The sequence below is a fragment of the Nocardia sp. NPDC057440 genome (assembly GCF_042802915.1).
Taxonomy (GTDB): domain Bacteria; phylum Actinomycetota; class Actinomycetes; order Mycobacteriales; family Mycobacteriaceae; genus Nocardia.
Window position 1 is genome coordinate 487787 of sequence record NZ_JBHVDF010000004.1, and the last position, 23474, is coordinate 511260.

Consider the following 23474-nt stretch of genomic DNA (forward strand, 5'->3'; position numbering starts at 1 on the left):
CGCGCCCCCTCACGGCCGCCGCCCCCCCCCGATTCTGTTGCGTGCGGTCAGTCCGACCCGCCACCGCCCTGCGGCGGCGGGATCCGCACGACGCGGTCGTCGAACGGCCCGGGCTGACCATCGGTCTTGTTGACCGTCGCCACCCAGATGGTGCCGTCGCCGCCGGCCGCCGCGCCGCCGAGCTGTCCGTATTTGTCCTGTGCGATGAGGCTGGGCGGGGAGGTCACGGCGTGCGTATTCGGGTCGGCTATGGCGATCGCCACCGCTTTCGCTCCGGTCAGCGCGATGGCGACGCCGTCACTGGCCGCCGCGCATCCCGCGACGCCGGGACGGTCGGGCCAGGTCCACGCGGTAGTGACGGCGCCGTCCTTGGCGAGCAGCTGCAAGCGGTCCTCGGTCGCGGTGCGGTCGGTGATCCACACGCTGTCCTTGCCGTCGCCGCAGACATCGCCCGCGGTGCCGATGCCCGACACCACGACCTCCGCCGTCGACCCGGGCGCAGGGGAGTTGACCCGCAGCAGTTTGCCGCCCAGCGAGGACGGTGACGCGGCAGCGCCCGGGTTGCCCGCGTCGCCGGTCAACACCAGCATCTGCGTCGGTGTGACGAACTCGATCGAACCGTGGTTACCGCTGGCGCCCTTGGGAATTCCGGTCAGGATCGGCTTCGGCGGTCCGCCCTCCGCGATACGGACAACCCGGTTGTCGCTGGCGGTGGTGATGTAGGCGTATATCAGCCCGTCCTCGCGAAAGGTCGGGGAGAGCGCGATGTCGGAGAGCCCGCCGTCGCCGGTGCCGTCCACGTCGACGCGCGCGACCTCCGTCGGAGTTTCCTGCGGGCTGCTGGGGTCCACCGGCACCACCTTCAGGATGCGTCCGGTACGCCGCTCGGCCACCAGTGCGCTGTCACCGAGGGCGATCAGACCACCGGTGGTGTCCATGCAGGTCGCTACGACCGCCGGGTCGGGATCGATGCACGGACCGGTCGGGCGAGTGCCCGGGGACGGCAGCTGCTTGGGCGGTTTGGGGTCGGCGGGATTGACGGTCGGCTCGGGGGTGAACGGACTGGAAGCTGAATCATCGAACCGTGCGCAGCCTGCCAGCAGGACGGAGCCGAGCGCCAAGCTCAGGGCGACGCGGCCCGCGACAACCAAACTCATGGTTCAGACGTTACGGAAACAGTGGCCGCCGCGCCCCTCCCGGGTCGGGTGTTGTCGTCCGAAACCCGGGAAGCTGACACGCCGTTGCTTCCAGACCGCCCGTCGTAGCCCGCAGCGGCATAGGGTGTTAAGCCGTGAGCGAGTCTGTGAGCGAACGATCAACACAGTGCGCCTCGCGCGCGCCGAAGCCGAACCTGGGCGAGGTGCGGTCGTGAGCGAGGAAACCATGTCACAGTGCGCGTCGAGCGCGACCGAGCCGAGTGTCAGCGAGGGGGCGGCGTGACCGACAAGTCGAAAGACACATCCACGGCCACCGGATCCGCGGGCGGCACGCCGCCGTCGACGGCGGAGCAGGAGGCGGTTTCGACCACCGGCAGCGGGGTGAGCAGCCCATTCGATTCACCGACCGAACAACTCTCGTCGCTGGGGAAGGGCCCCCAGCTGACCAAGGACGTGCCGCGCACGGACGACGAGCTCGGGCTCGACCCCGAGGTCCCCGCCGTCGGTGAGCAGGCGAACCAGGCCGACACCGCACCCGCCTACGCGTACGCCAGCATCCCGCCCGCCGCGAGTCCGCCGAGCGAGCCGAGCCGACCGCTGCGCCGTCGCAACGGCGACAATCGCCGCGGCACCCTTGATCTGGGCCTGTTCGTGCTGCGCCTGGTCGTCGGCGGCACCTTCATTTACCACGGGCTGATGAAGCTCACCGGCTGGTTCCACGGGCCCGGCCTCGACGGCACCCGAGACATGATGGCCAACGGCGGCTGGGACCACCCGACGATGGCCACCATCCTGGTGACGGCCGGCGAACTCGGCGGCGGCGGACTGCTTGTCCTCGGCCTGGCCACCCCGCTCGCCGCGGGCGCTGTGCTCGCGGTCATCCTGGACGCGTGGGCCTGGAAGCAGGGAATGCTCCCCGGCTTCCAGTACAAGGTCGCCACCGGCGTCGAACTGGAAACCATCCTGGCGGGCGTCGCCGCGGTCATCATCCTGACCGGACCCGGCCGCCTGTCCTTCGACCGCAACCGCGGCTGGGCCACCCGCCCCGCCTACGGCTCCTTCGCCGTCCTGATCCTCGCCATCGCCGCCGCCGTCGGCACCTGGATCTGGCTGCACGGCGGCAACCCTTTGATCGGCATCGGCCCCTTCTGATCCGGCTCCCCGAATATTCGGGGAGCCCCGGTCGGTGCCGCGAGGCCCGCGTCACGTCTTGCGCGGGGTGCTCGGCTGAGCTCCGGGCATGCCCGGTGAGTTACCCACGTACATGCGAGATCGGTTGGCGCGTCCGGATACGGATCGACAGCGAACGGCGTCCCTCAGGTCTATATGAGGGACGCCGTTCGTTTGTCGGTGAACGGGACATGGCCGCGGCAAGTGTCGCGTAGACCGATCATGTTCCGTTCGTCACCCGCAGCGCTCGGATTCCGAGGGTCTGTCATTGGAAACGGGCCGGCGCACTCCGCCATGTCTGCTTCGGCGACGAAAGCGTGGCGATAAAGCGTGGCGATAAAGCGTGGCAACGAAGCGTGGCGATAAAGCGCGGCGACGAAGAGTTCCGTCCAACGAAAACGGCGCCCCACGTCGTTCGACATGGGGCGCCGTTCGGGCGAACTGCTACGGGACGTAGCGGACGGCGCCCTTATCGGCGGAGGTGGCGAGGGCGGCGTAGGCGCGCAGGGCCGTGGTGACGGGGCGGACGCGGTCGACCGGCTGCCAGGGGCGTTCGGATGCTTCCATTTTCGCGCGACGCTCGGCCAGGACGGCATCGTCGACGAGCACCTCGAGGGTGCGGGTGGTGACGTCGATGCGGATCTGGTCGCCGTTCTCGATCAGGCCGATCGCGCCGCCGCCCGCGGCCTCGGGGGACATATGGCCGATCGACAGGCCCGAGGTCCCGCCGGAGAAGCGGCCGTCGGTGATCAGCGCGCACTCCTTGCCGAGGCCCGCGCCCTTCAAAAAGGCGGTGGGGTGCAACATCTCCTGCATGCCTGGCCCGCCCTTCGGGCCCTCGTAGCGCACCACGATCACGTCGCCCGGCTTGATCGTCTTGCCGAGGATCGCCGACACGGCCGCTTCCTGCGACTCCACGACCACCGCGGGACCCTGGAACGAGAACAGCTCCTCGTCTATGCCCGCGGTTTTGAGCACCGCGCCGTCGACGGCGATATTGCCGCGCAGCACGACCAGGCCGCCCTCCTTGGTGTAGGCGTGCTCCAGGTCGCGGATGCAGCCGCCCTCGGCGTCGGTGTCCAGCGAGGACCAGCGGTTGTTCGTGGAGAACGGCTCGGTCGTTCGCACGCCGCCGGGCGCGGCGTGGAACAGCTCGATCGCCTCCTCGGAGGCCTTGCCGGAGCGGATATCCCAGGTGTCGAGCCACTCGTCGAAGCTCTTGGTGTGCACCGTGCTGACGTCGGTCTCCAGCAGGCCGGCGCGCCGCAACTCGCCGAGGATGGCGGGGATGCCGCCGGCCCGGTGCACGTCTTCCATGTGGTAATCGGAGTTGGGGGAGACCTTGGACAGGGTCGGCACCCGGCGGCTGGTCTCCTCGATGGTGCGCAGATCGAAGTCGATCTCACCCTCCTGCGCGGCGGCCAGCGTGTGCAGCACCGTGTTGGTGGAGCCGCCCATCGCCACGTCGAGCGCCATCGCGTTGCGGAAGGCCTTGGCGTTGGCCACATTCCGCGGCAGCACCGACGCATCGTCCTCGCGGTACCAGCGATTCGCGATATCCACGATCACCGTGCCCGCGCGCTCGAACAGCGCGTGCCGAGCCTGGTGGGTGGCCAGTGTGGAGCCGTTGCCGGGCAACGCGAGTCCGAGCGCCTCGGTGAGGCAGTTCATCGAGTTCGCGGTGAACATGCCGGAACAGGACCCGCAGGTCGGGCACGCACTGCGCTCGACCTCGCTCAGCCCTTCCTCGCTGACGTTCATATTGGCGCTGGCGGCGATCGCGGTGATCAGATCGGTCGGCGCCTGCGCGACACCGCCGACGACCACCGCCTTGCCCGCCTCCATCGGGCCGCCGGAGACGAACACGGCCGGAATGTTCAGGCGCATCGCGGCATTGAGCATGCCGGGAGTGATCTTGTCGCAGTTGGAGATGCACACCAGCGCGTCGGCGGTGTGCGCGTTCGCCATGTACTCGACCGAGTCGGCGATGATTTCGCGCGAAGGCAGCGAGTAGAGCATGCCGCCGTGGCCCATGGCGATGCCGTCATCGACCGCGATGGTGTGGAACTCGCGTGGCACACCGCCCGCGGCGCGCACCGCGTCGGCCACGATCTCGCCGACGTTCTTCAGATGCACGTGCCCCGGCACGAACTGGGTGTAGGAGTTCGCGATGGCGACGATCGGCTTGCCGAAGTCGGAGTCGGTCATACCGGTGGCGCGCCACAGTGCGCGAGCGCCTGCGGCATTGCGGCCGATGGTGGTTGTCCGTGAACGAAGCGGTGGCATGTATGAATCCTCGGGAGGTCGCGGGGGCTGAGTTGCGACTGCGCAGATTCGCTCGGCGGCGCCGAGCGAATTCGACGGTCGTCCACGTTACTCCCGCGCACGTGCGGGTCGACGTGCCGGTCATCGGCGGCGGGCCGCCGTCGAACCGCGCTCTCGCAGTCGGTCTGTGGTTCGGGATGGTGTCGCCGCGCGGGGTTGGCGTCGGCGCTGACGGTGTCATCGGTTGTGTCGGTTCCGGCACCGTCGGTGTCCACAGGTCTGGTGAATTGGGGCGGGGGTCATCCGTCCCACGCGGTCACCAGATCGCGCATCCGGCTGTGAGCCTACCGGCGGCAGTCCCGCCGATAGATCGGCGACGCGGTGAGGATGCGCATACCCGGTCCGGGAATAACGCACCGCGCCGCCGGCGGTCCTACGCCTCGCTGTCGCCGGCTTTGGTCGCGGTGCCATTCGCCTGGGGGTCGGTGCCGGTGCCATTCGGGTCGGTGTCGGCAGGCTCGGCCGCGAGGTCCTTCGACTCCGCGCGCTCCGCTTCGGCCTCTTTCTTCTCGGCCTCGACCTTGGCCTCCCACGCCGCGGCCTCCGCGGCGAACAGGTCCGGGATGCGGCCACCCGACGCGTCGATCAGATCGCGCAGCCGGTCGTAGCTGACCGCGGGAAGTTTCACATCGCTGTCGTCGGTGAGGTGGGCGCGCACGAACCCGCGCTTGGGGATGGTCACCCCCGCGACCTGCGACCAGTCGAGGTGTCGCGCGCCGAATACGGTGCGCAGATCGAGCCCGTCCTCGGAGACGGTGGTCCTGGTGCGATAGATCCACACCGCCACCGCGACCGGGATCAGCAGCAGCCACCACAGCGCGATCGGCCAGCCGACGAACGGGAAGAACACGCAGAACAACAGCACCAGTACGCCCAGGTAGGCCAGCTGCGGCACCCGGATGATCTTTGCGGCCCGCGGCGGCTGCGCCGGGTCCGTCGAGCTACCCGTATCCGATCCGTCGTCGGAGATGTGGGATGATTTAGCCGGTGGCACGGACTGATGCGGTGATGACACACCACCATCCTCGCATCATGGTGGACAGACTCGAGCACCCACTCTGTCTCACATAATGGGACTTGTTTGACTGATCGGCTCGCGCACACATACCGTCATGCGCGTGAATCGAAACGAGTTGCTCGTAATCGGCCGGCGCGTCCAGCGTTGAGCCTGACTATCTGAGTCGAATACGTCAGCTCGCGCGCGACGCGCCACCCTCGAACAGCCATGCTGTCGGGGGCTTTTTTGTGTTCGGACTATCAACACCGAGTTCCGGACCACGGCGCGACGCATGCACCGCGTGCACAGGAAGTGTTGTCCGGGGTCAGAACAACAAGCAGTGAGGAAACCAAGACGGTGAGCGCACCAACCGCCCGGCCAGGGCCCTCGGCCCGCAGGCCGGCGCCTTCGGCGAATCAGCCGGCATCGCCCGCTGGCATCCCGACGAACGCGGCCAACCGCCGCCAGGTCCCGCCCGAGCGGGTCACCGGCGCGCAGTCGGTCATCCGTTCGCTCGAGGAGCTCGGCGTCGACACTGTATTCGGCATTCCCGGCGGCGCGATTCTTCCGGTGTACGACCCGCTTTTCGACTCCGTCAAGGTGCGCCACGTGCTGGTCCGCCACGAGCAGGGTGCGGGGCACGCAGCGACCGGTTATGCCCAGGCCACCGGCAAGGTCGGTGTGTGCATGGCCACTTCGGGCCCCGGCGCGACCAACCTCGTCACCCCGATCGCCGACGCCCAGATGGACTCGGTTCCGATCGTCGCCATCACCGGCCAGGTCGGCCGCAGCCTGATCGGCACGGACGCGTTCCAGGAAGCCGACATCTCCGGCATCACCATGCCGATCACCAAGCACAACTTCCTCATCACCGAGGGCGTCGATATCCCGCGCATCATGGCCGAGGCGTTCTACCTGGCCGCGAGCGGTCGTCCCGGCGCGGTGCTCGTCGACATCCCGAAGGACGTGCTGCAGGCGAACACCACCTTCAGCTGGCCGCCGGAAATGCGGCTGCCCGGCTACCGTCCGGTCACCAAGCCGCACGGCAAGCAGGTGCGCGAGGCGGCCAGGATGATCATGGAAGCCAAGCATCCGGTGCTCTATGTCGGCGGCGGCGTGATCAAGGCCGACGCCTCGGCCGAGCTGCTCGAACTGGCCGAGCTGACCGGCATCCCGGTGGTCACCACCCTGATGGCGCGCGGCGCGTTCCCCGACAGCCACACACTGAACATGGGCATGCCCGGCATGCACGGCACCGTCGGCGCGGTTGCCGCGCTGCAGAAGTCGGATCTGCTGATCACCCTCGGCGCGCGCTTCGACGACCGCGTGACCGGCCAGTTGGAGTCCTTCGCGCCCGACGCCAAGGTGATCCACGCCGACATCGACCCGGCCGAGATCGGTAAGAACCGGCACGCCGACGTCCCGATCGTCGGTGACTGCCGCGAGGTGATCGCCGAGCTGATCGAGACCCTGAAGTCCGATCCCGCCACCACCTCGGCGCCGCTGCTCGCACTCGGCGAATGGTGGAAGTACCTCGACGGCATCCGCAAGAGCTACCCGCTCGGTTGGAGCACGCCGAGCGACGGTTCGCTCTCGCCCGAATTTGTCATCGACGCGCTGGGCCGGCTGGCCGGACCCGACGCGATCTACTGCGCGGGCGTCGGGCAGCACCAGATGTGGGCCGCCCAGTTCATCAAGTACGAGAAGCCGCGCTCCTGGCTGAACTCCGGTGGTCTCGGCACCATGGGCTACGCCGTTCCGGCCGCCATGGGCGCCAAGATGGGCGCACCCGACAAAGAGGTGTGGGCAGTCGACGGCGACGGCTGCTTCCAGATGACCAACCAGGAGCTGGCCACCTGCGCGGTGGAGGGCGTCCCGATCAAGGTCGCGCTGATCAACAACGGCAACCTCGGCATGGTCCGGCAGTGGCAGACGCTGTTCTACGAACAGCGTTACTCCAACACCGATCTCGGCACGCACACCCTGCGCATCCCCGACTTCGTCAAGCTCGCCGAAGCACTCGGCTGCCACGGCATCAGGGTCGAGCGAGAAGAAGACGTCGAGGCCGCCATCCGCGAGGCGCAGTCCATCAACGATCGTCCCGTGGTGATCGACTTCATCGTCGGCAAGGACGCCCAGGTGTGGCCGATGGTCGCCGCGGGCACCAGCAACGACGAGATCATGGCCGCGCGTGGCATCCGTCCGCTGTTCGACGAGGACGAGTCGGCCGCCGAGCCCGCCGTGATCCACGAAGCCATGTCGCACCAGCACGAACAGAACAAGGTGAACGAAGGATGAGCACGACTCACACCCTCAGCGTGCTGGTGGAGGACAAGCCCGGTGTGCTCGCGCGAGTCGCGGCGCTGTTCTCTCGCCGTGGCTTCAATATCGAGTCGCTCGCGGTCGGCGGCACCGAGCTGCCCGAGATCTCCCGCATGACCATCGTCGTCACCGTCGACGACCTGCCGCTCGAGCAGGTCACCAAGCAGCTCAACAAGCTGGTCAACGTCATCAAGATCGTCGAGCAGGACTCCGACGCCTCGGTGGCCCGTGAACTGATCCTGGTCAAAGTGCGCGCTGACGCCAGCGTGCGGACCCAGGTGATCGAGGCCGTTGCCCTCTTCCGGGCGAAGGTCATCGACGTGTCCCCGGACGCGCTCACCGTCGAGGCGACCGGAACCCGGTCCAAGCTCGACGCGCTGCTGCGCATGCTCGAACCGTTCGGAATTCGCGAGATCGTGCAGTCCGGCGTCGTCGCAGTCGGCCGTGGTCCGAAATCGATCACGGCTACCCGCTAGGGTGCGAGCCGTTGATCGCAGCGACCAGCTAATCTTGCTGCGATCAACGGTCGGCGTACCGCAAGCCCCGTGTACGCGGGGAAGATCCCATTCGCACATTCAGCACCTGCGTCCGCACGGTGCGCTCCCCGCCCAGGCGGGGCTGATCCTCCAGAAGGGAACCAACCAGTGGCAGTCGAGATGTTCTACGACGACGACGCCGACCTGTCGATCATCCAGGGCCGCAAGGTCGCTGTCATCGGCTACGGCAGCCAGGGCCACGCGCACTCGCTGAGCCTGCGCGACTCCGGTGTCGACGTTCGCGTCGGCCTCGCCGAGGGTTCGAAGTCGCGTCCGAAGGCCGAAGAGGCCGGTCTGACCGTCGGCACTCCCGCCGAGGTCGCGGCGTGGGCCGACGTGATCATGGTGCTCGCCCCCGACACCGCGCAGGCGTCGATCTTCACCAACGACATCGAGCCCAACCTGAAGGACGGCGACGCGCTGTTCTTCGGCCATGGCCTCAACATCCACTTCGGTCTGATCAAGGCTCCGGCCGACATCACCGTCGCCATGGTCGCCCCGAAGGGCCCCGGCCACCTGGTCCGTCGTCAGTTCGTCGACGGCAAGGGCGTTCCGGCCCTGATCGCGGTCGACCAGGACCCCAAGGGCGAGGGCCAGGCCTTGGCGCTGTCCTACGCCAAGGGCATCGGCGGCACCCGCGCCGGCGTCATCAAGACCACCTTCAAGGAAGAGACCGAGACCGATCTCTTCGGTGAGCAGGCCGTGCTCTGCGGCGGCACCGAGGAACTGGTCAAGACCGGTTTCGAGGTCATGGTCGAGGCGGGCTACGCGCCGGAGATGGCGTACTTCGAGGTCCTGCACGAGCTGAAGCTCATCGTCGACCTCATGTACGAGGGCGGCATCGCCCGCATGAACTACTCGGTCTCCGACACCGCCGAGTTCGGTGGCTACCTGTCGGGCCCGCGGGTCATCGACGCCGACACCAAGAAGCGCATGCAGGACATCCTGAAGGACATCCAGGACGGCAGCTTCGTCAAGCGCCTCGTCGCGAACGTCGAGGGCGGCAACAAGGAGCTCGAGGGTCTGCGTAAGGCGAACGCCGAGCACCCGATCGAGGTCACCGGCGCCAAGCTGCGCGGCCTGATGAGCTGGGTCGACCGGCCGATCACCGAGACCGCCTGAGTCTCGGTCGAATAGCGCGAACGGCCCGGCACCTGAATGGTGCCGGGCCGTCGTCTGTTCGGTCGGGTCTGCCGAGGCAGTCCCGGACTATCGAGATTTATGGTGCTGGCCGGTTGTTGGGGTTCATCGGGCTGGCCGGGTTGTTCGGATTCATGGGGTTGTTCGGGTTATTCGGATTACCCGGGTAGTCGGGGCTCAGCGGGTTGGCCGGATTGCTCGGGTTGAGCGGACTCTGCGGGTTATTGGGGTTATTGAGGTTGTGCGGGTTGAGCGAGCTGTTCGGGTTGTCCGGATTGGAGAGGTTGGCGTCCCAATTGTGCTCGACCTGTTCGCGCCATGCTCGCCCACACTCGTCCCGCCGCTCGGGGGTTTCGGGGTTGACGCAGTCCTCGGGCGTGAGTTGCCCGATTTCCGTTGCGGCTGCGGGGGGCGTCGCTGGGTCGGCCGAGGCCGGAATCGCCAACGCGGTCAAGGGAGCTGCGGCGATCGCCGCCGCAAAGGACGCCATGGCCAGCATCCGACGTGGAATGGTTGTCGAGAACACCATGAATTCTTTCTGATTCTGCTGGGGCAACGCGCTCACCGCCGTTGTGGCGCACGATGATCGGCGTCGCGCATCCAGCGGGTTGAAATCGAAGTCCATGCGGGCGGAACCCCCGACAGCGGCTTTCCGGTGACGTGCCGCTTATGTCCCGCCCGATCCAGCAACTAGCTGCTGCCGAACAATCCGCCTGGGAAGAGGTGACGGGGGAAGCCGCCGCGGTCGTCGTGACGTCCGCGGTTGTGACGTCCGCCACGGTCGCAGTCGTCCCAACGGCCGTCGCTGTGATTCCAGTCGTCCCAGGGGCCGCGGCGGTCGCAATCCCAGTTGTTGTCCCATGGGTCGTTCCGGTGGTGCCGGACTTCGGTAAGCGCAGGACCATCGGCTACGACTTCCGCCGAGGCCGGAACCGCCAAGGCGGTCAAGGGAACTGCGACAAACGCGCCGGCGATGACAACACGAGCCAATCGTCGGCGTGGAGTAGTCGACTTTGCTGTCGAGAACACAGGGATCCTTTCTCTCTTTCGGTGAACCGCGCGTTCACCAGCCCTCTGCGAGGGTCTGCTCTTGTGGGCGAAAGCCCCTCGGGCAGGTCGGGATCGAGGTCGCGATCGTGGCCGTCATCAGTGTCGATGAGACCTGAACGCGTCGACCGGACGTTCTACACTCTGCCGGACATCGGCCGAAAGACAATGGGGCTAACACCATTACAGGGAAGTTTCATCCTTTGGTATGACGAGTCCCTTAGCTCGTGAGTATCAGGACTCAGGGTCGCTTCGCCGCGATGCGATGCGGTTCGGCCGGTGGGGCGGGGACGGCGAAACCCGCTGCGTACAGACGTTCTAGACTGTTACTGATGAGTAAGTTCTTTGGTTCGGTGGACGAGGTGACCCGGCGACTCACCGACGCCGGATACCTGCCGTCCCTCGACGTCGCCACCGCGGTTTTCCTCGCGGGCCATCTCGGTAAACCGCTGCTGATCGAGGGCCCCGCCGGCGTCGGCAAGACCGAACTGGCCAAGGCCGTCGCGTCCGCGGCAACCGCCGATCTCGTGCGCCTGCAATGCTACGAGGGCATCGACGAGGCCCGCGCCCTCTACGAGTGGAACCACGCCAAACAACTGCTGCGCATCACCGCGACCGACAACGAAAGCTGGGACAGCACACGCGACCACGTCTTCACCGAAGAATTCCTGCTCGCCCGCCCCCTGCTCGCCGCGATCCGCAACCCGAACCCGACAGTCCTGCTCATCGATGAACTGGACAAGGCCGACGTCGAACTCGAAGGGATGCTCCTGGAGGTGCTCGGCGACTATCAGGTGAGCATCCCCGAACTCGGCACCATCACCGCCGTCCGCAAACCCTTCGCCCTCGTCACCTCCAACGCCAACCGCGACCTGTCCGAGGCGCTGAAGCGGCGGTGCCTATATCTCCACATCGACTATCCGACGGCCGAATTGGAACGCGCGATCGTCCGGATGAAGGTCCCCGAGCTGGACCAGGCGTTGGCCGAACCCTTGGTCGGCGTCGTCGGCGCCCTCCGCGAACTGCCCTTGCGCAAAGCACCCTCGATCGCCGAAACCCTCGACTGGGCGAGAACTCTCGCCACCCTCGGCGCCCGCAACGTCACCAGCGCCATCGTCCGCTCCACCCTCGGCGTCCTGCTGAAGTACCAATCCGATCACCGCATCGCGATCGAGCGGCTGGGCTTGCTCGGCGCGGATGGGGCGAATGGGAAGGATGCGGTGAAGTGACGGGGCATGTCATGACGAGAGCGCGGATCGCGCCGACGGGCGCGGTTGCTGCAGACCCAGCCACCTCTCAGTTCGTGGTTCGAGTGCTGAATGGTGATCCGATGGCTCGCACCGAATCGACTGATACTCCTGCCCTACTGACAATGTGGCGCGTAACCAGCGCAACGTATCTCCTCGGTGCGGCTAGGTCGCAGCGTGCGAACCACGATACGGCCGCGTGGGTGCTGGACGGCTCTCGGTCAGCCCGCGCGATATTGACTGAAACTGCTCCCCCACAAGGTATGTGGCGCACGAACCGTCCAACGCGGTCCTCCGGAGCCGGCGGGACGGCGCACCCGAACCTTGCGCGATTCCATGTGCGGGGTGGCAGCGCAGCATTGGGACAGTCCGCGCTTGTATACCGCGACCACTCTCGGCAAGGTGAGGCGCTATGACTGCACTCGCGCGGCCTGGTCGACCCGACCGGCCCGCCGAGTCCATGACCGACCGCCTCGTCGAATTCGTCGGCCTGCTCCGCGACCACGGCATCCACGCGGGTCCCAGCGAAACCATCGACGCCGCCGAGGCGATCCTCGTTCTGGGTCTCTCCGATCGGAACCGACTGCGTTCGGGGCTGGCGGCAACCCTGTTGCGCCGCAACGGCCAACGCGCTGTCTTCGATCAGCTCTTCGACCTGTACTTCCTCACCCCCGACCCACTGGATTCGGTACGTCCCGCAGATCCGGAGTCCACAGACGCGCTGCGCGATCGACTGGTTTCCGCACTGGCACAAGACGATCGCGCGGCCGCCACCGAACTCGCTCAACAAGCACTGACCGAACTCGGCGGCTACGGGGGAGTCGGAACAGGCCAGAGCTCGGGCCCTGTCACCACTGCCTCCGGCGCGGGCTGGTCCTCCTACCTGACCATGAAAGCCCTACGCCCAGAAGACCTGATCGACCGCATCGTCGCAGGCATGGGTGAATCCACCGGCGAGTTCGACACCACCGTGCGCACCATCGAAGCCAACCGCCGCCTCACCCAATTCCGCACCGCGGTCCAATCCGAGGCCCGCCTCCGCTCCGCCCAACTCCGCGGCACCGAATACATCGCCCGCCGTGGCGTCGAATCCAGCACCGACCAAGTCGACTTCCTCGGCGCCCGCGAACAAGACCTGGCCGAAATGCGCCGCCTCGTAACCCCTTTGGCCCGCAAACTCGCCACCCGCCTATCGGCCCGCCGCCGCAAATCCGTCCGCGGCCACATCGACATGCGCCGCACCCTCCGCCGCTCCATGGCCACCGGCGGCGTCCCCATCGACCCGGTCCTGCGCGCCCGCAAACACGGCCGCCCCGACCTCGTGGTCCTAGCCGACCTCTCCGGCTCGGTCACCGGCTTCGCCGAATTCACCCTCCAGCTGGTCCAAGCCCTCCAAGACCAATTCAGCAAGGTCCGCAGCTTCGGCTTCATAGACACCTGCGACGAAATCACCCCTTTCTTCACCCCCGGCGAACCCCCCACCCCCGGCACCGCCGCCCGAATCGTCCGCAGCTCCAACGTCACCCGCTTCGGCAGCAGCAACTACGGCGAATCCCTTCAGGGTTTCGTAGACCACTACCTCGAAGCCCTCGGCCCCCGCACCTCTCTGCTGATCCTCGGTGACGCCCGCACCAACCGCACCGACCCGAATCTTGCTGCGCTACAAGCGATGACTACCCGAGCGAAGCACGCCTACTGGCTCAATCCTGAGCCCGCCCGATCCTGGTCCACCGGCGACTCGGCCGCCCAGGTGTACGCCGAGCACGTCACGATGCACGAGTGTCGCAACGTCAAACAGCTCGCCGAGGTAGTCGGACGCCTCTTGCCTGCGTGAGTCATATCGGCCCGCTGGTTTCGAGAGCCTCTTGCCGCGCCTCCCGAGAATGATGTGAGTTGAGCGCTATTCTGACCCAGGTGCTGGCCAACTATGAGAGCAGGCAACGCGCGGCCGGCAGCAACAGGTGCACGGACGCTGCGCTCCGATCACCGCAATAGTCGAGGCTGGCAGGGTAGTTAGGGGAGTTCTCACAGATGGCCCGTATTCGTGAAATTGTTCCGAGTACTCAGAACGTCCGGGCACACAAGGTCGAGGACGCTGTCAGCTGTCAGTACAAGGTGATCGAGGATCCTGACGGTGCCACCCTGGTCCACCTATCGACGTTTGGGTCCGACCAGCGTGAATCCCAGCCCAAGAGCAGCCAATCGATTCAGCTCAACCGCCAGAACGCGGCTGAGCTGATCTCGATTCTGAGCACGGCCTTCGGGTTTGCCTGGCGGCCGAGGCACGCGGGGTTCGTCGAGCCTGAGCCTGAGCCCGATGCGAACGCCGATATCGAGCTCGAGTTTGCTGATGCTACCGACGAACTCGCAACTGAGTTGTACATGCCCAAGGAATGGTTGCAGGAGAGCATCGCCTTGCTCCGGGATCGGCCGCAACTGATATTCTACGGTCCTCCGGGAACGGGGAAGACCTATCTCGCAAAGGCTCTCGCCAAGCACCTGTGTGGTGCCGAGCACGTCAAGATGGTTCAGTTCCACCCGTCATACTCGTACGAAGACTTCTTCGAAGGCTTCCGTCCGGTCGAGACGGAGAACGGCCAAATTGCCTACGACATCCATCGGGGCCCGTTGCGTCAGCTGGCCGCGGATGCACGCAAGGACCCAGGAAACCTATACGCACTCATCATCGATGAGGTCAATCGCGGCAATCTATCGAAGATCTTCGGCGAGCTCTACTACCTGTTGGAGTACCGCGACGAGAGCATCAACCTGCTCTATTCGGATAAGGTCGAGATGTTCAGCCTGCCGAAGAATGTGCTCATCATCGGAACAATGAACCGAGCCGATCGATCGGTCGCTTTGGTCGACTCGGCGATGCGCCGTCGTTTCGCGTTCGTCCACCTTCACCCGGCCAAAGAGCCGACACGAAGTGTCTTGCGAAAGTGGCTGAAAGACAAGGGCGAGACAGAAGTGATCGCCGATATCGTGGACGAACTGAACGAATCTATCGTTGACGAAGACTTCAAGATCGGCCCGTCGTACTTCATGCGGCCCACCGCCACTTCCAAGGTCGGTATGGACGTTGTTTGGCGCACTACGGTGCTGCCCCTCATGGAGGAGTATCACTTTAACGACCCCAGTGTCGATGTGCACGAGCGATACGAGCTGGCCGGGATCGAAAGACGGGTGAGCTCTCGAGACTCTGAAGCGGAAACGTAGAAGTGCCACCGCTCGTCGATCTTGTCGAGCATGGCCGACCGCAAGAGGTCGAGCTTTCCGAGGAGCAGTACGAGGCTCTTCGCGGTCTCAAAATTGCTGGGGTAACCCGGATCTCGCCCGGGAGCTACAGCATCAAGCCTGGTCAAAAGGTCGGCTCCATCCGACTGGGTCCTGTACAGATCAACATTCGACCGAAGATCGCCGAACTCAACCGACTCTTGTTCTTCATCGGATACAGCTCGAGCCCCTCGATCTGGCGTGACGAGTTCGTTCGACTCGAGAAGGCCGACGGCCTTTTCCCCGCAGTCTCGGAGTCGTTCGTGCGCTTGGCATCCGACGCATTCGCTCGTGGGCTGTTGCGCGGGTATCGCTCCACCACCGACTCGTTGTCGGTCGTACGTGGTCGAGTTCGATTCCAGGAACAGATCACCCGAAACTATGGCCTGCCGGTCCCCATCGCTGTGCAGTACGACGATTTCACGGCGGATGTAGCGGAGAACCGGGTCATCCTGTTGGCCACGTTGCGTCTGCTCGCCCTGCCGGACATCGGAGCCGCTGCCCGGCAACAGCTCAATCGCATTCGCGCGATGCTGGACGAGATAACGACCGTTCCCATGCGCGCGGGTCGACCGAAGTTCGGGTTGAACCGACTCAACGTCCGTTACCACGATGTGCTGCGGTTGTCTGAAGTGATTCTCGACAACGGTTCGTTCGGTCAAGACAACGGTCCTCTTGCAGTCTCGGGTTTCATGTTCGATATGTGGAAGATCTACGAGGACTTCGTCACCGGCGCATTGAGCATGGCGATGCAGCAGTACGGGGGATACGCGAAGACTCAGACCGACCACTACATGGACAGGGCGGCAAGGATCAAGTTCATCCCAGATCTAGTCTGGTGCGACGCTGACGGGCTCCCGGTCGCCGTCGTCGACGCGAAGTACAAGGCGGAGAAACCAAAGGGCTTCCCCGAAGCCGACCTCTACCAAATGCTTGCCTACTGCGCCGTTCTAGGTCTGGAGGAAGGACACCTGATCTACGCAAGGGGCAACGAGCCGGCAACTGTCCACGCGATCAAGACATGCAATGTCACCATCCACTGTCACGCTCTCGACCTATCCCTCCCCCCAAACGATCTGCTGAAGACTATCGATTCGTTGGCTAAGGCGATTCTCGGCAAATAGCGCCCCTTGTGCCTCGAAGCCCGCCGAACCGGCCTCAGCCGGCAGCTCGGGTCCAGCCCGTCCGTATCGTTTCCGCCCTTGTCGCCGTTGCTGCCGTGTGCCTGCTCCGGTCAGCTGAGGTGCTCGATCGGAGACAGCGTCCTCGACAGTCGACGGGTCTGCTCGTGCCTCCTGGTAAGCCGCCAGCACCGCCTCAACTGTTGATTGAGTTGTAATTATCTGGGTCGTCGTATTCCGTGAGCCAGCCGTCATCGCCAACCTCGCACAGTGAACCGTCCGCGCGCTGATACAACGGGCCGCTATCCACAGGAGCCAATTCGAGCTTGCACCAGGTGTCTTCATGGAAGGCGGCGAGCAGTGCCTTCACGGATGAGGCGATTTCGCTCAGCTCGGACTGAAGCTCTGACATCTTCACGCCCCCAATGGGTTTGGTGAGTCCGTCTCGCGCAGTAGGGCGGCCCAGTGGTCATCACGAAGCGCATCCCAAAGGTCGCCGTGGGCAGGAAGCAACAGCCGAGCGTCGGCCAGATCGGGGTACGCGTCGAACATGATCGTTCCGGGTTGGGCGTCCGGAAGCAGTGTGCGCGATGGCAGGCGAAAGGTGGTGAACGACTCGTGAGGGAACTGCACGCGCAAGATGCGCGCAGTACGCCCGACCAATTGCCACACTGCGACCTTGCGGCGATCCTGAGTTTGCGTGGTCCGCAACGCATCTCGGCGCGTCACGCCACAACACCGTTGGTTCGCCCGGCGCCGGGGGACTTGACACCCCGGCGCCGAGACGATTCTGTGGGCACGGTCTGTTCCGCCCACTCGCGGACCGCGTTCGCGAATCGCTCGACCACATCGGCGGGCGCGGCGCGGTATATGGCTGGCGGCCCGACGAACGGCTCGCGCTTGGGAAGCTCTCGGCTCGGCATCTGCCGACCTCCAGGACCTCGACGGTTGTTGGTGTGCCCGGTTCCTGAAACATCTTCTGATGAGGAGGGGGCTCCGGGCGCATATCCAGCACACACCGTGTCGGTGCTGGTAGTAAGGTCGTCGGAGGTGTTGAAGGGTGGTGGAACGCCCACCATCGCTGACCGAGCGGGTGATGTGATGAAGGCTCCGAATACGCAGCTGTCGCAGTGGCTCACCCGCTCCGGGTGGAGCAACAAGGAATTGGCCCGACGCGTTCGCGCCCTTGCGATCGAGTGGAACGAACCTCATGTCAGGCCGGATGCATCCAGCGTGCGACGCTGGACGGACGACGGTGAAGCGCCCCGCCAGCCGGTTCCGGCGATGCTCGCAGATCTCTTCTCCGCGCAATTCGGATTCCGCGTGACGACCTATGACATCGGTCTGGGCGAAGCACCAACTGTTGACCGTGCCCTGATCTATAGCCCGTCTTTGGCGGAGACGGTAGAAGCCGTCGCAGATCTTGGCAGGGCCGACGTGGACCGGCGAAAGTTCCTGATCGCAGCGCCGTTTGCGGCAGTCGCGGCGATCGGACCATCCCGCGATTGGCTGCTCAACACTCTTGACCAGTTGCCGGACGAGGGGCAACGGGTACGACTCGAAGACGTGACTGCTGTCAAAAACATGTTTGCCACGTTCCAGGAGATGGACATCTTCCAGGGCGGTGGTTCGGGTCGGCTGGTGCTGGCTGCGTATATGAATGAGCACGTCTACCCATTGCTTCGCGGGACCTACACCGACGAGGTGCGATTGGCACTGTGTGGCGCTGCTGCCGAACAGACCTATCTGCTGGGGTGGATGGCGTTCGACAATGGCGAGCATGGGACCGCGCAGCGGTACTTGATACAGGCACTCCGCCTCGCAGAGGAATCGAAAGACCCCGCGCTCGGAGCCCACGTGCTCGCCGGAATGGCCGATCAAGCAACCCTGCTCGGCCACCCCAAGGAGGGTCGCCGACTGGCACAAGCGGGCCGCCAAGGGCTTTCGAAAATGAACTCACCTGCGTGCCTCGCAGACCTGTGGACGCTTGAAGCCCGCTCCCTGGCCGTCTTGGGTGACAAGGTCGGGACCGCGCAGGCGGTCAACGCCGCTGAGAAAGAGTTCGCCCGCGTGGAACCCGATCGTGAGCCGGAATGGGCCAAGTTCATCGATCAGGCGTATATCTGCGGCGAGTGGGCCAACGCCTTTCGGGATCTCGGACAACCAGAAGACGCTGCACCACACGCCCGACGTTCAATCGCCCACGCCCGCACGCAGAATCGAGCGCGGCGGGGCGCGTTGTCCCACGCTGCTTTGGCTGTTACACACATTCAGAAGCGCGACCTCGATGCTGCTTACGCTGCCGGTGTGCGGACGGTCGATCTCTCCAGCAAGGTGAAGTCATCTCGCTCGGTGGAAGCGGTCCGCGATGTGCAACGACGAATGATGTCGTTCGGACCGCATCGTTTGGTTGCGGATTTCAACGAGCGTGCTCGGACACTGTTGGCAGTGTGACTGAGATTGTCAGGAGTGCCGCGCGGTCCGGACCCAGTGGTGACGCTCGGAGGAAGGGCCGGGCAAAGCGCGGCATAGGGGTGACCACGAAAACGACCCGAATGCGCCCAAGTCGAATCGTCTCGTTCCCAGGGAATGGGATGGCTTCATGCCGAAGTAGACGATGGAGAGTTTGATCGGCTCGGGTCCGAACTCAGAAGCCTCACGGCTGTGGCAGCTCCATGACGTCGGATGACCGAAGTTGCCGAGCTGCGGAACGCCATCGCCAGCAACACGGCCTCGAGGCCGGAGCAATGAGCTCGACCGGACCGATCGGACCGACCGCCTCGACCGGCGAGGTCCTGGCCAAGGCTGCGGAAGTCGGTGGAGTCGAGCTTCGCGGGGCAGTATTGGTTCGCGACGGCTCGCATGCCATCTACCGGCTTGCTGACAACGTCATCGCCAGGATCGGGCAACCAGGAAGCATCGAGCATGCCGAGCGCGAACTCCGAATCTCGCAGTGGCTGAATGATTCCGGCGTACCAACGGTCGAGGCTGAAACATCGCTGACGCAACCGATCGTCATCGCCGACCGCCCCGTCACTTGGTGGCGCTTGATCCCGGACCATCGCCCGTCTACTCCTCGCGAGCTCGGCGCGACTCTGCGGGCGCTCCACGCGTTGCCGCCGCCGAACGAATTCGCGATCCCCTCCTACGATCCCTTCGCGGGTCTCGAGCGCCGTATCGTCACTGCACGATTGATCGACCAGAATGATCGGACATGGCTGCTCGAGCACTACGTCCGGCTTCGCGGGGAATACGACGCGTTACCGAATATCGTCACTCCCTCTGTGATTCACGGTGATGCCTGGCAAGCCAACGTGGTTGTGCCGCCGTCGGGGATCCGAACTGTCCTCGACCTCGACAAGGTGTCCCTCGGTTGGCGCGAATGGGACCTCATCCAACTGGCCGTGGACTACACGGATTTCAGTCGCGTCTCCGACGAGGAATATCAATCGTTCGTCGAGGCTTATGGAGGCTACGACGTCACCGCCTGGATTGGATTCCGGGTGTTGGCCGACATCCAGGAACTCCGATGGGTCGGATTTGCCGTCGCTCGTGCCGAAGCCAGCCGAGCGGCGGCGTCGCAAGCAAAGCATCGGATTGCTTGTCTCCGTGGGCAAGTGCCGCCGCCGTGGCGCTGGGATGCGCTGTGAAGCGAACGCTCCATGTGCTTGCTCACGGCTGGCCGCAGTGGCCGTGATAGATACCCCCGGTCGCAGACGCACTGACAGCGCTACAGCGACAACTACGCGTGCGGTCGCAAGGTCTGCCCCAGCGCGCGTTCCCCTCGACTGCCTCGACATATGACCGCGCAACGACGCCGACCGGAGTTCCGTCGGCGGGATCGAGGCCCATGCTCTCCAGTGTCTCCGCGACCCAGCCGGGGCCGACAGCGTTCAGACGCAGGCCGCGGGGCATCTCGATGGTGGCGTGCGCTACGAATGCCTCCAGGCCCGCGTTGACCAGAGCGCCGAAGGAGCCGCCGACCATTGGGCGCTCGAACACGCCGCTGGTCAAGGTGATCGAGCCGCCGTCGCGCAAATGTTGGATTGCGCGGCGGACGAGGTGTAGTTGGCCGAGCAGTTTGCCCTGCAGTCCGCGGGTGAAGTCGTCGTCCGAGTCCAGGGGTGTCAGCTTGCCGCTGGCGGCGGTGACGACGACGGCGTCCACGTCTCGGACGGTCTCGAAGAGTGCGTCGATCGAGGCGTTGTTGTCCATGTCCACGCGCACCGGCCCACGCCGTGCGGCGCGCACCACCTCGTGGTTCTTCTCGAGCGCTTCGGCGACGGCCGAGCCGATGGTCCCGCTGGCCCCGATAACGATGATCTTCATACGGTCTTTCTTCGAGTTCGTACCGCAACACCCAGCGCGTAAGGGCGGGAAACGAGTGCTGAGCTCCGGTTATTCCGGGTGGCTCGACGGGCCCGCGGGAGCCAGGTCATCGAATAGGGCTCGGTTGGTCAACCTTTGTGCGGCAGATGCGCGTGGATCGTGCCGTTTGAACGGCTGGTTGCTGTGGGCTACGGAAGTGTCGTCAGCGCCGGGCGGTGTACCGGCGGATTCGATCGGATCGGCCTTGCGGACGTTGGTGACGGCATGGCGCGGAGTCAGCCTATTGCGTTTGATCAGTTTCCATTTCACGTACTCGCCGAGAGCCGTATCCGGCCGCTTGCGGAAGATTCGGCGGCGGTGTACACGGACCTGTTGTTCGGCTCGATCGGCGAGAGCGGCATCGACCGGGCCGGTCGACGCCTTCAAGGTCTGGGCGTCGAAGTGGCGGTTGGCGCGGTGGGCCTGGGCTCGGGAGCGGGGGATGTTCTTGCGGGAGGCCTTGTCGTTCTCGCCATAGGTGTTGCGGCGGTCTCTGGTGTAACTGAGCTGCTTCTTCTCTTGTGGTGTCCTCCTCATACAGGTGAGGGTAGTGGTGCGGACTGATCGAATTCATGTCATTTTCTTGCGAGCTACCCGCCGCGAGCGAGTGCGCACAGCAGGTAGCTCGACGTACAACCTCAGGTCAGTGGCGCACCTCGGCTACCGCGACCGGGCGGCGCTCCCGCCGCGAAAGTTCGCAGGCCTCAGCGATATAGAACGCCTCGAGGGCATCCGCCGCTGTGCAGGGGCTATCGATCTCCCCGCTCGCGACGGACAGGAACGCCGCGAGCTCGTCGGTGTACGCGCGCCGGAAGCGCTCCATGAAACCGGGATAGGCGGGAAAAGGCGAGGGAACGTAGTCGGGTTCGACAGAGGTCAAGGGCGCGCGGTCGTCGAGACCGACGATCGCGTTGCCTCGGGAGCCGAGTGCTTCCAGGCGGACGTCGTAGCCTGCGCCGTTGTAGCGGGCGAGGGAAACTGTCGCCAGGGTGCTGTCGTCGAGGCGCAGGACTACCGCGGCGGTGTCGATGTCGCCCGCATCGGCGAAGAATTGTTCGCCTCGGTTGGCGCCGGTGGCGTACACCTCCACCACTTCGCGGCCGGTCACCCAGCGGATGATGTCGAAATCGTGGACGCCGCAGTCGCGGAAGAGACCTCCGGAGCGGGGGATGTATTCGGCGGGTGGGGGTGCTGGGTCGAGGGTGGTGGCGCGGAGGGTGTGCAGCCAGCCGAGGTCGCCGGAGGCGATGGCGGAGCGGGCGGCGCGGTAGCCGGCGTCGAAGCGGCGTTGGAAGCCGATTTGCACTGGGACGGTGGAGTTTTTGATGTGTTCGATGACGGCGAGGGTGCCTCGGATGTCGGCGGCGACCGGCTTTTCGCAGAAGACGGGGATGCCTTGGTCGACGGCACGGGTGATGAGTTCGGGGTGGGAGTCGGTGGCCGTCGCGATGATCAGGCCGTCGAGGTCGGAGGCGAACAGGGCGTCGAGGTCGGGCACCGCTTGGACGCCGAGCTTTCCGGCCGCGGCGCGGGCTCGTTCGGCGTCGGCGTCGGCGACGATGACACTGCCGACGCCGGGAAGGTGCTTCAGAGTTTCGGCGTGTGAGGTGCCGATTCGTCCGGTGCCTGCCAGGCCCAAGGTGACGGGTGTTGCGGATGTCATCGTCGCTCCTCCTGGTGAAAACTCGTCGTGTGGTGGGAAATTCGAGCCATGCGGATTCGAGCTGGCCCGCGGGGGCCTTGTTCAGCCGCGGGGCGCTGCGGTCGTCGCGCGAGCGACGAGTGCGGGCTGTAGGCGGCGTCGGACCGGTTCGGTGCGGCCGTCGCGGAGGCGTTCGGTGAGCGCTTCGATTGCCAGGTGGCCCATTTGGGTGCGGGGCTGGTCGATGGTGGTCAGTGAGACGTGGCGTAGCGCGGCCAGGGAGGTGTTGTCGTAGCCGACGATGGAGACGTCGTGCGGCACGCGCAGTCCCGCTTCTTCCAGCGCGGACATCGCGCCGACGGCGTTGAAGTCGTTGCTGCACACCAGTGCGGTGGGGAAGTTGTTGTGGGAGAAGAGGTTCAAAAGCCGCTGGACGGCGGCGATGCCCGCCGAGTCGGTGTGCTCGCTGGGAATGATCATCGGTTCCAGGCCGTGGCGAGTCATGGTGTCGCGATAGCCGCGGCGACGCGCGGCGGAGGTGAAGGCGCCGCCGCCGTCGAGGTGCACGATGCGGCGATGGCCGAGGGAGACGAGGTGGTCGACGGCCAGCGCCGCGCCGACCTCGCCGTCGTCGTTGACGGTGTCGACGTCGGGGATGGTGGAGCTGCGTGAGATCAGCACGACCGGTCCCTGCTGTGCCGCATCGCGAATCGCGGCGGCGGGCAGCACCGGTGACAGCAGGATGATGCCGCCGGGGCGGAATGACAGCAGGCTCTCCAAGGCGGTGCGTTCGCGGGCGGCGCTGCGACGGCCGGTGTTCAGGATCAGTTCGAATCCGGCGTCCTGTGCCGCGGTGTCCATGCCTTCGACGACATCGGCGAAGAAGGCATTGCGCAGGTCGGAGACCATGACGCCGATGATGTTCGACGTTCGGCTCGCTAATGATCGCGCCATGATGTGCGGTTGGTAGCCGAGGTCTTTGGCGGCCGCCAGCACGGCACGGCGGCGATGCGCGCTCACCTTGGGTGAGTCGCGCATGTCGAGGGTGTACCGGGGGCGGGGGTCCCCCGCGCGCGCCGCGACGTCTTGCAAGGTGGGTCGCCCCCAGTAGCCTCCCGTACGCGGG

At 65.5% G+C, this 23474-nt stretch carries 20 protein-coding genes; 10 read left to right on the forward strand and 10 right to left on the reverse strand.

What is annotated here, in order from left to right; translation table 11 throughout:
* Positions 1 to 47: 47 nt before the first annotated feature.
* Positions 48 to 1157, reverse strand: a complete 1110-nt coding sequence (locus ACFU4Z_RS11305; protein WP_379061570.1) for a PQQ-dependent sugar dehydrogenase — start codon at positions 1155 to 1157, stop codon at positions 48 to 50.
* A gap of 279 nt (positions 1158 to 1436) precedes the next feature.
* Between ACFU4Z_RS11305 and ACFU4Z_RS11310 the strand changes: the two genes are divergently transcribed.
* Positions 1437 to 2309 (forward strand): DoxX family protein, encoded by an 873-nt coding sequence (locus tag ACFU4Z_RS11310; protein WP_379061572.1) that lies wholly within the window; start codon positions 1437 to 1439, stop codon positions 2307 to 2309.
* A gap of 462 nt (positions 2310 to 2771) precedes the next feature.
* On the opposite strand, the gene ilvD is transcribed toward ACFU4Z_RS11310, so the two are convergent.
* Both ilvD and ACFU4Z_RS11320 read right to left on the reverse strand, forming a co-directional pair.
* Positions 2772 to 4613 carry a dihydroxy-acid dehydratase gene (gene ilvD, locus ACFU4Z_RS11315; RefSeq protein ID WP_379061574.1) on the reverse strand — a complete coding sequence of 614 codons (1842 nt, stop codon included), beginning with the start codon at positions 4611 to 4613 and terminating at the stop codon, positions 2772 to 2774.
* A 412-nt stretch (positions 4614 to 5025) separates the two neighbouring features.
* Positions 5026 to 5667, reverse strand: a complete 642-nt coding sequence (locus ACFU4Z_RS11320; protein WP_379061576.1) for a PH domain-containing protein — start codon at positions 5665 to 5667, stop codon at positions 5026 to 5028.
* A gap of 339 nt (positions 5668 to 6006) precedes the next feature.
* On the opposite strand from ACFU4Z_RS11320, the gene ACFU4Z_RS11325 reads away from it, so the two are divergent.
* From ACFU4Z_RS11325 to ilvC, 3 genes are all read left to right on the forward strand, one after another.
* Positions 6007 to 7947 (forward strand): acetolactate synthase large subunit, encoded by a 1941-nt coding sequence (locus tag ACFU4Z_RS11325; protein ID WP_379061578.1) that lies wholly within the window; start codon positions 6007 to 6009, stop codon positions 7945 to 7947.
* Positions 7944 to 8447 (forward strand): acetolactate synthase small subunit, encoded by a 504-nt coding sequence (ilvN, locus tag ACFU4Z_RS11330; RefSeq protein ID WP_364902434.1) that lies wholly within the window; start codon positions 7944 to 7946, stop codon positions 8445 to 8447. Before ACFU4Z_RS11325 ends, ilvN begins: the two co-directional genes overlap by 4 nt.
* Positions 8448 to 8627: 180 nt before the next feature.
* Positions 8628 to 9629, forward strand: a complete 1002-nt coding sequence (ilvC, locus tag ACFU4Z_RS11335) for a ketol-acid reductoisomerase (protein ID WP_328413285.1) — start codon at positions 8628 to 8630, stop codon at positions 9627 to 9629.
* Between the two features lie 97 nt (positions 9630 to 9726).
* Here the strand turns inward: ilvC and ACFU4Z_RS11340 are convergent, their stop codons facing one another.
* The gene (locus tag ACFU4Z_RS11340; RefSeq protein ID WP_379061688.1) at positions 9727 to 10272 is read right to left on the reverse strand and encodes a hypothetical protein; all 546 of its coding nucleotides are present in this window, start codon (positions 10270 to 10272) and stop codon (positions 9727 to 9729) included.
* Between the two features lie 754 nt (positions 10273 to 11026).
* Between ACFU4Z_RS11340 and ACFU4Z_RS11345 the strand changes: the two genes are divergently transcribed.
* The 4 genes from ACFU4Z_RS11345 to ACFU4Z_RS11360 all read left to right on the forward strand — a co-directional run bounded on the left by ACFU4Z_RS11345 (position 11027) and on the right by ACFU4Z_RS11360 (position 16341).
* Entirely contained in the window at positions 11027 to 11923 is an 897-nt protein-coding gene (locus ACFU4Z_RS11345) for an AAA family ATPase (protein WP_379061581.1), read from the forward strand.
* Positions 11924 to 12353: 430 nt separating this feature from the next.
* On the forward strand, positions 12354 to 13775 hold the full coding sequence (locus ACFU4Z_RS11350; protein ID WP_379061583.1) for a VWA domain-containing protein: 1422 nt from the start codon (positions 12354 to 12356) through the stop codon (positions 13773 to 13775).
* Positions 13776 to 13972: 197 nt separating this feature from the next.
* Positions 13973 to 15160, forward strand: a complete 1188-nt coding sequence (locus ACFU4Z_RS11355) for an McrB family protein (protein WP_379061585.1) — start codon at positions 13973 to 13975, stop codon at positions 15158 to 15160.
* Between the two features lie 2 nt (positions 15161 to 15162).
* Positions 15163 to 16341 (forward strand): McrC family protein, encoded by a 1179-nt coding sequence (locus ACFU4Z_RS11360; protein WP_379061587.1) that lies wholly within the window; start codon positions 15163 to 15165, stop codon positions 16339 to 16341.
* 193 nt (positions 16342 to 16534) lie between these two features.
* Here the strand turns inward: ACFU4Z_RS11360 and ACFU4Z_RS11365 are convergent, their stop codons facing one another.
* Both ACFU4Z_RS11365 and ACFU4Z_RS11370 read right to left on the reverse strand, forming a co-directional pair.
* Positions 16535 to 16750, reverse strand: a complete 216-nt coding sequence (locus ACFU4Z_RS11365; protein WP_379061589.1) for a hypothetical protein — start codon at positions 16748 to 16750, stop codon at positions 16535 to 16537.
* A gap of 2 nt (positions 16751 to 16752) precedes the next feature.
* Positions 16753 to 17067 carry a hypothetical protein gene (locus ACFU4Z_RS11370; RefSeq protein ID WP_379061591.1) on the reverse strand — a complete coding sequence of 105 codons (315 nt, stop codon included), beginning with the start codon at positions 17065 to 17067 and terminating at the stop codon, positions 16753 to 16755.
* A gap of 321 nt (positions 17068 to 17388) precedes the next feature.
* On the opposite strand from ACFU4Z_RS11370, the gene ACFU4Z_RS11375 reads away from it, so the two are divergent.
* Together ACFU4Z_RS11375 and ACFU4Z_RS11380 are read left to right on the forward strand one after the other, a co-directional pair.
* Positions 17389 to 18792, forward strand: coding sequence for a hypothetical protein (locus tag ACFU4Z_RS11375; protein WP_379061593.1), 1404 nt, complete (start codon positions 17389 to 17391; stop codon positions 18790 to 18792).
* 293 nt (positions 18793 to 19085) lie between these two features.
* Positions 19086 to 19988 (forward strand): phosphotransferase enzyme family protein, encoded by a 903-nt coding sequence (locus tag ACFU4Z_RS11380; protein ID WP_379061595.1) that lies wholly within the window; start codon positions 19086 to 19088, stop codon positions 19986 to 19988.
* 22 nt (positions 19989 to 20010) lie between these two features.
* On the opposite strand, the gene ACFU4Z_RS11385 is transcribed toward ACFU4Z_RS11380, so the two are convergent.
* The 4 genes from ACFU4Z_RS11385 to ACFU4Z_RS11400 all read right to left on the reverse strand — a co-directional run bounded on the left by ACFU4Z_RS11385 (position 20011) and on the right by ACFU4Z_RS11400 (position 23440).
* Positions 20011 to 20667 (reverse strand): short chain dehydrogenase, encoded by a 657-nt coding sequence (locus ACFU4Z_RS11385; protein WP_379061597.1) that lies wholly within the window; start codon positions 20665 to 20667, stop codon positions 20011 to 20013.
* Between the two features lie 69 nt (positions 20668 to 20736).
* Positions 20737 to 21243 (reverse strand): hypothetical protein, encoded by a 507-nt coding sequence (locus ACFU4Z_RS11390; protein ID WP_379061599.1) that lies wholly within the window; start codon positions 21241 to 21243, stop codon positions 20737 to 20739.
* A 106-nt stretch (positions 21244 to 21349) separates the two neighbouring features.
* Positions 21350 to 22369, reverse strand: a complete 1020-nt coding sequence (locus ACFU4Z_RS11395; RefSeq protein ID WP_379061601.1) for a Gfo/Idh/MocA family oxidoreductase — start codon at positions 22367 to 22369, stop codon at positions 21350 to 21352.
* Positions 22370 to 22450: 81 nt separating this feature from the next.
* On the reverse strand, positions 22451 to 23440 hold the full coding sequence (locus ACFU4Z_RS11400) for a LacI family DNA-binding transcriptional regulator (protein ID WP_379061683.1): 990 nt from the start codon (positions 23438 to 23440) through the stop codon (positions 22451 to 22453).
* Positions 23441 to 23474: the final 34 nt, after the last annotated feature.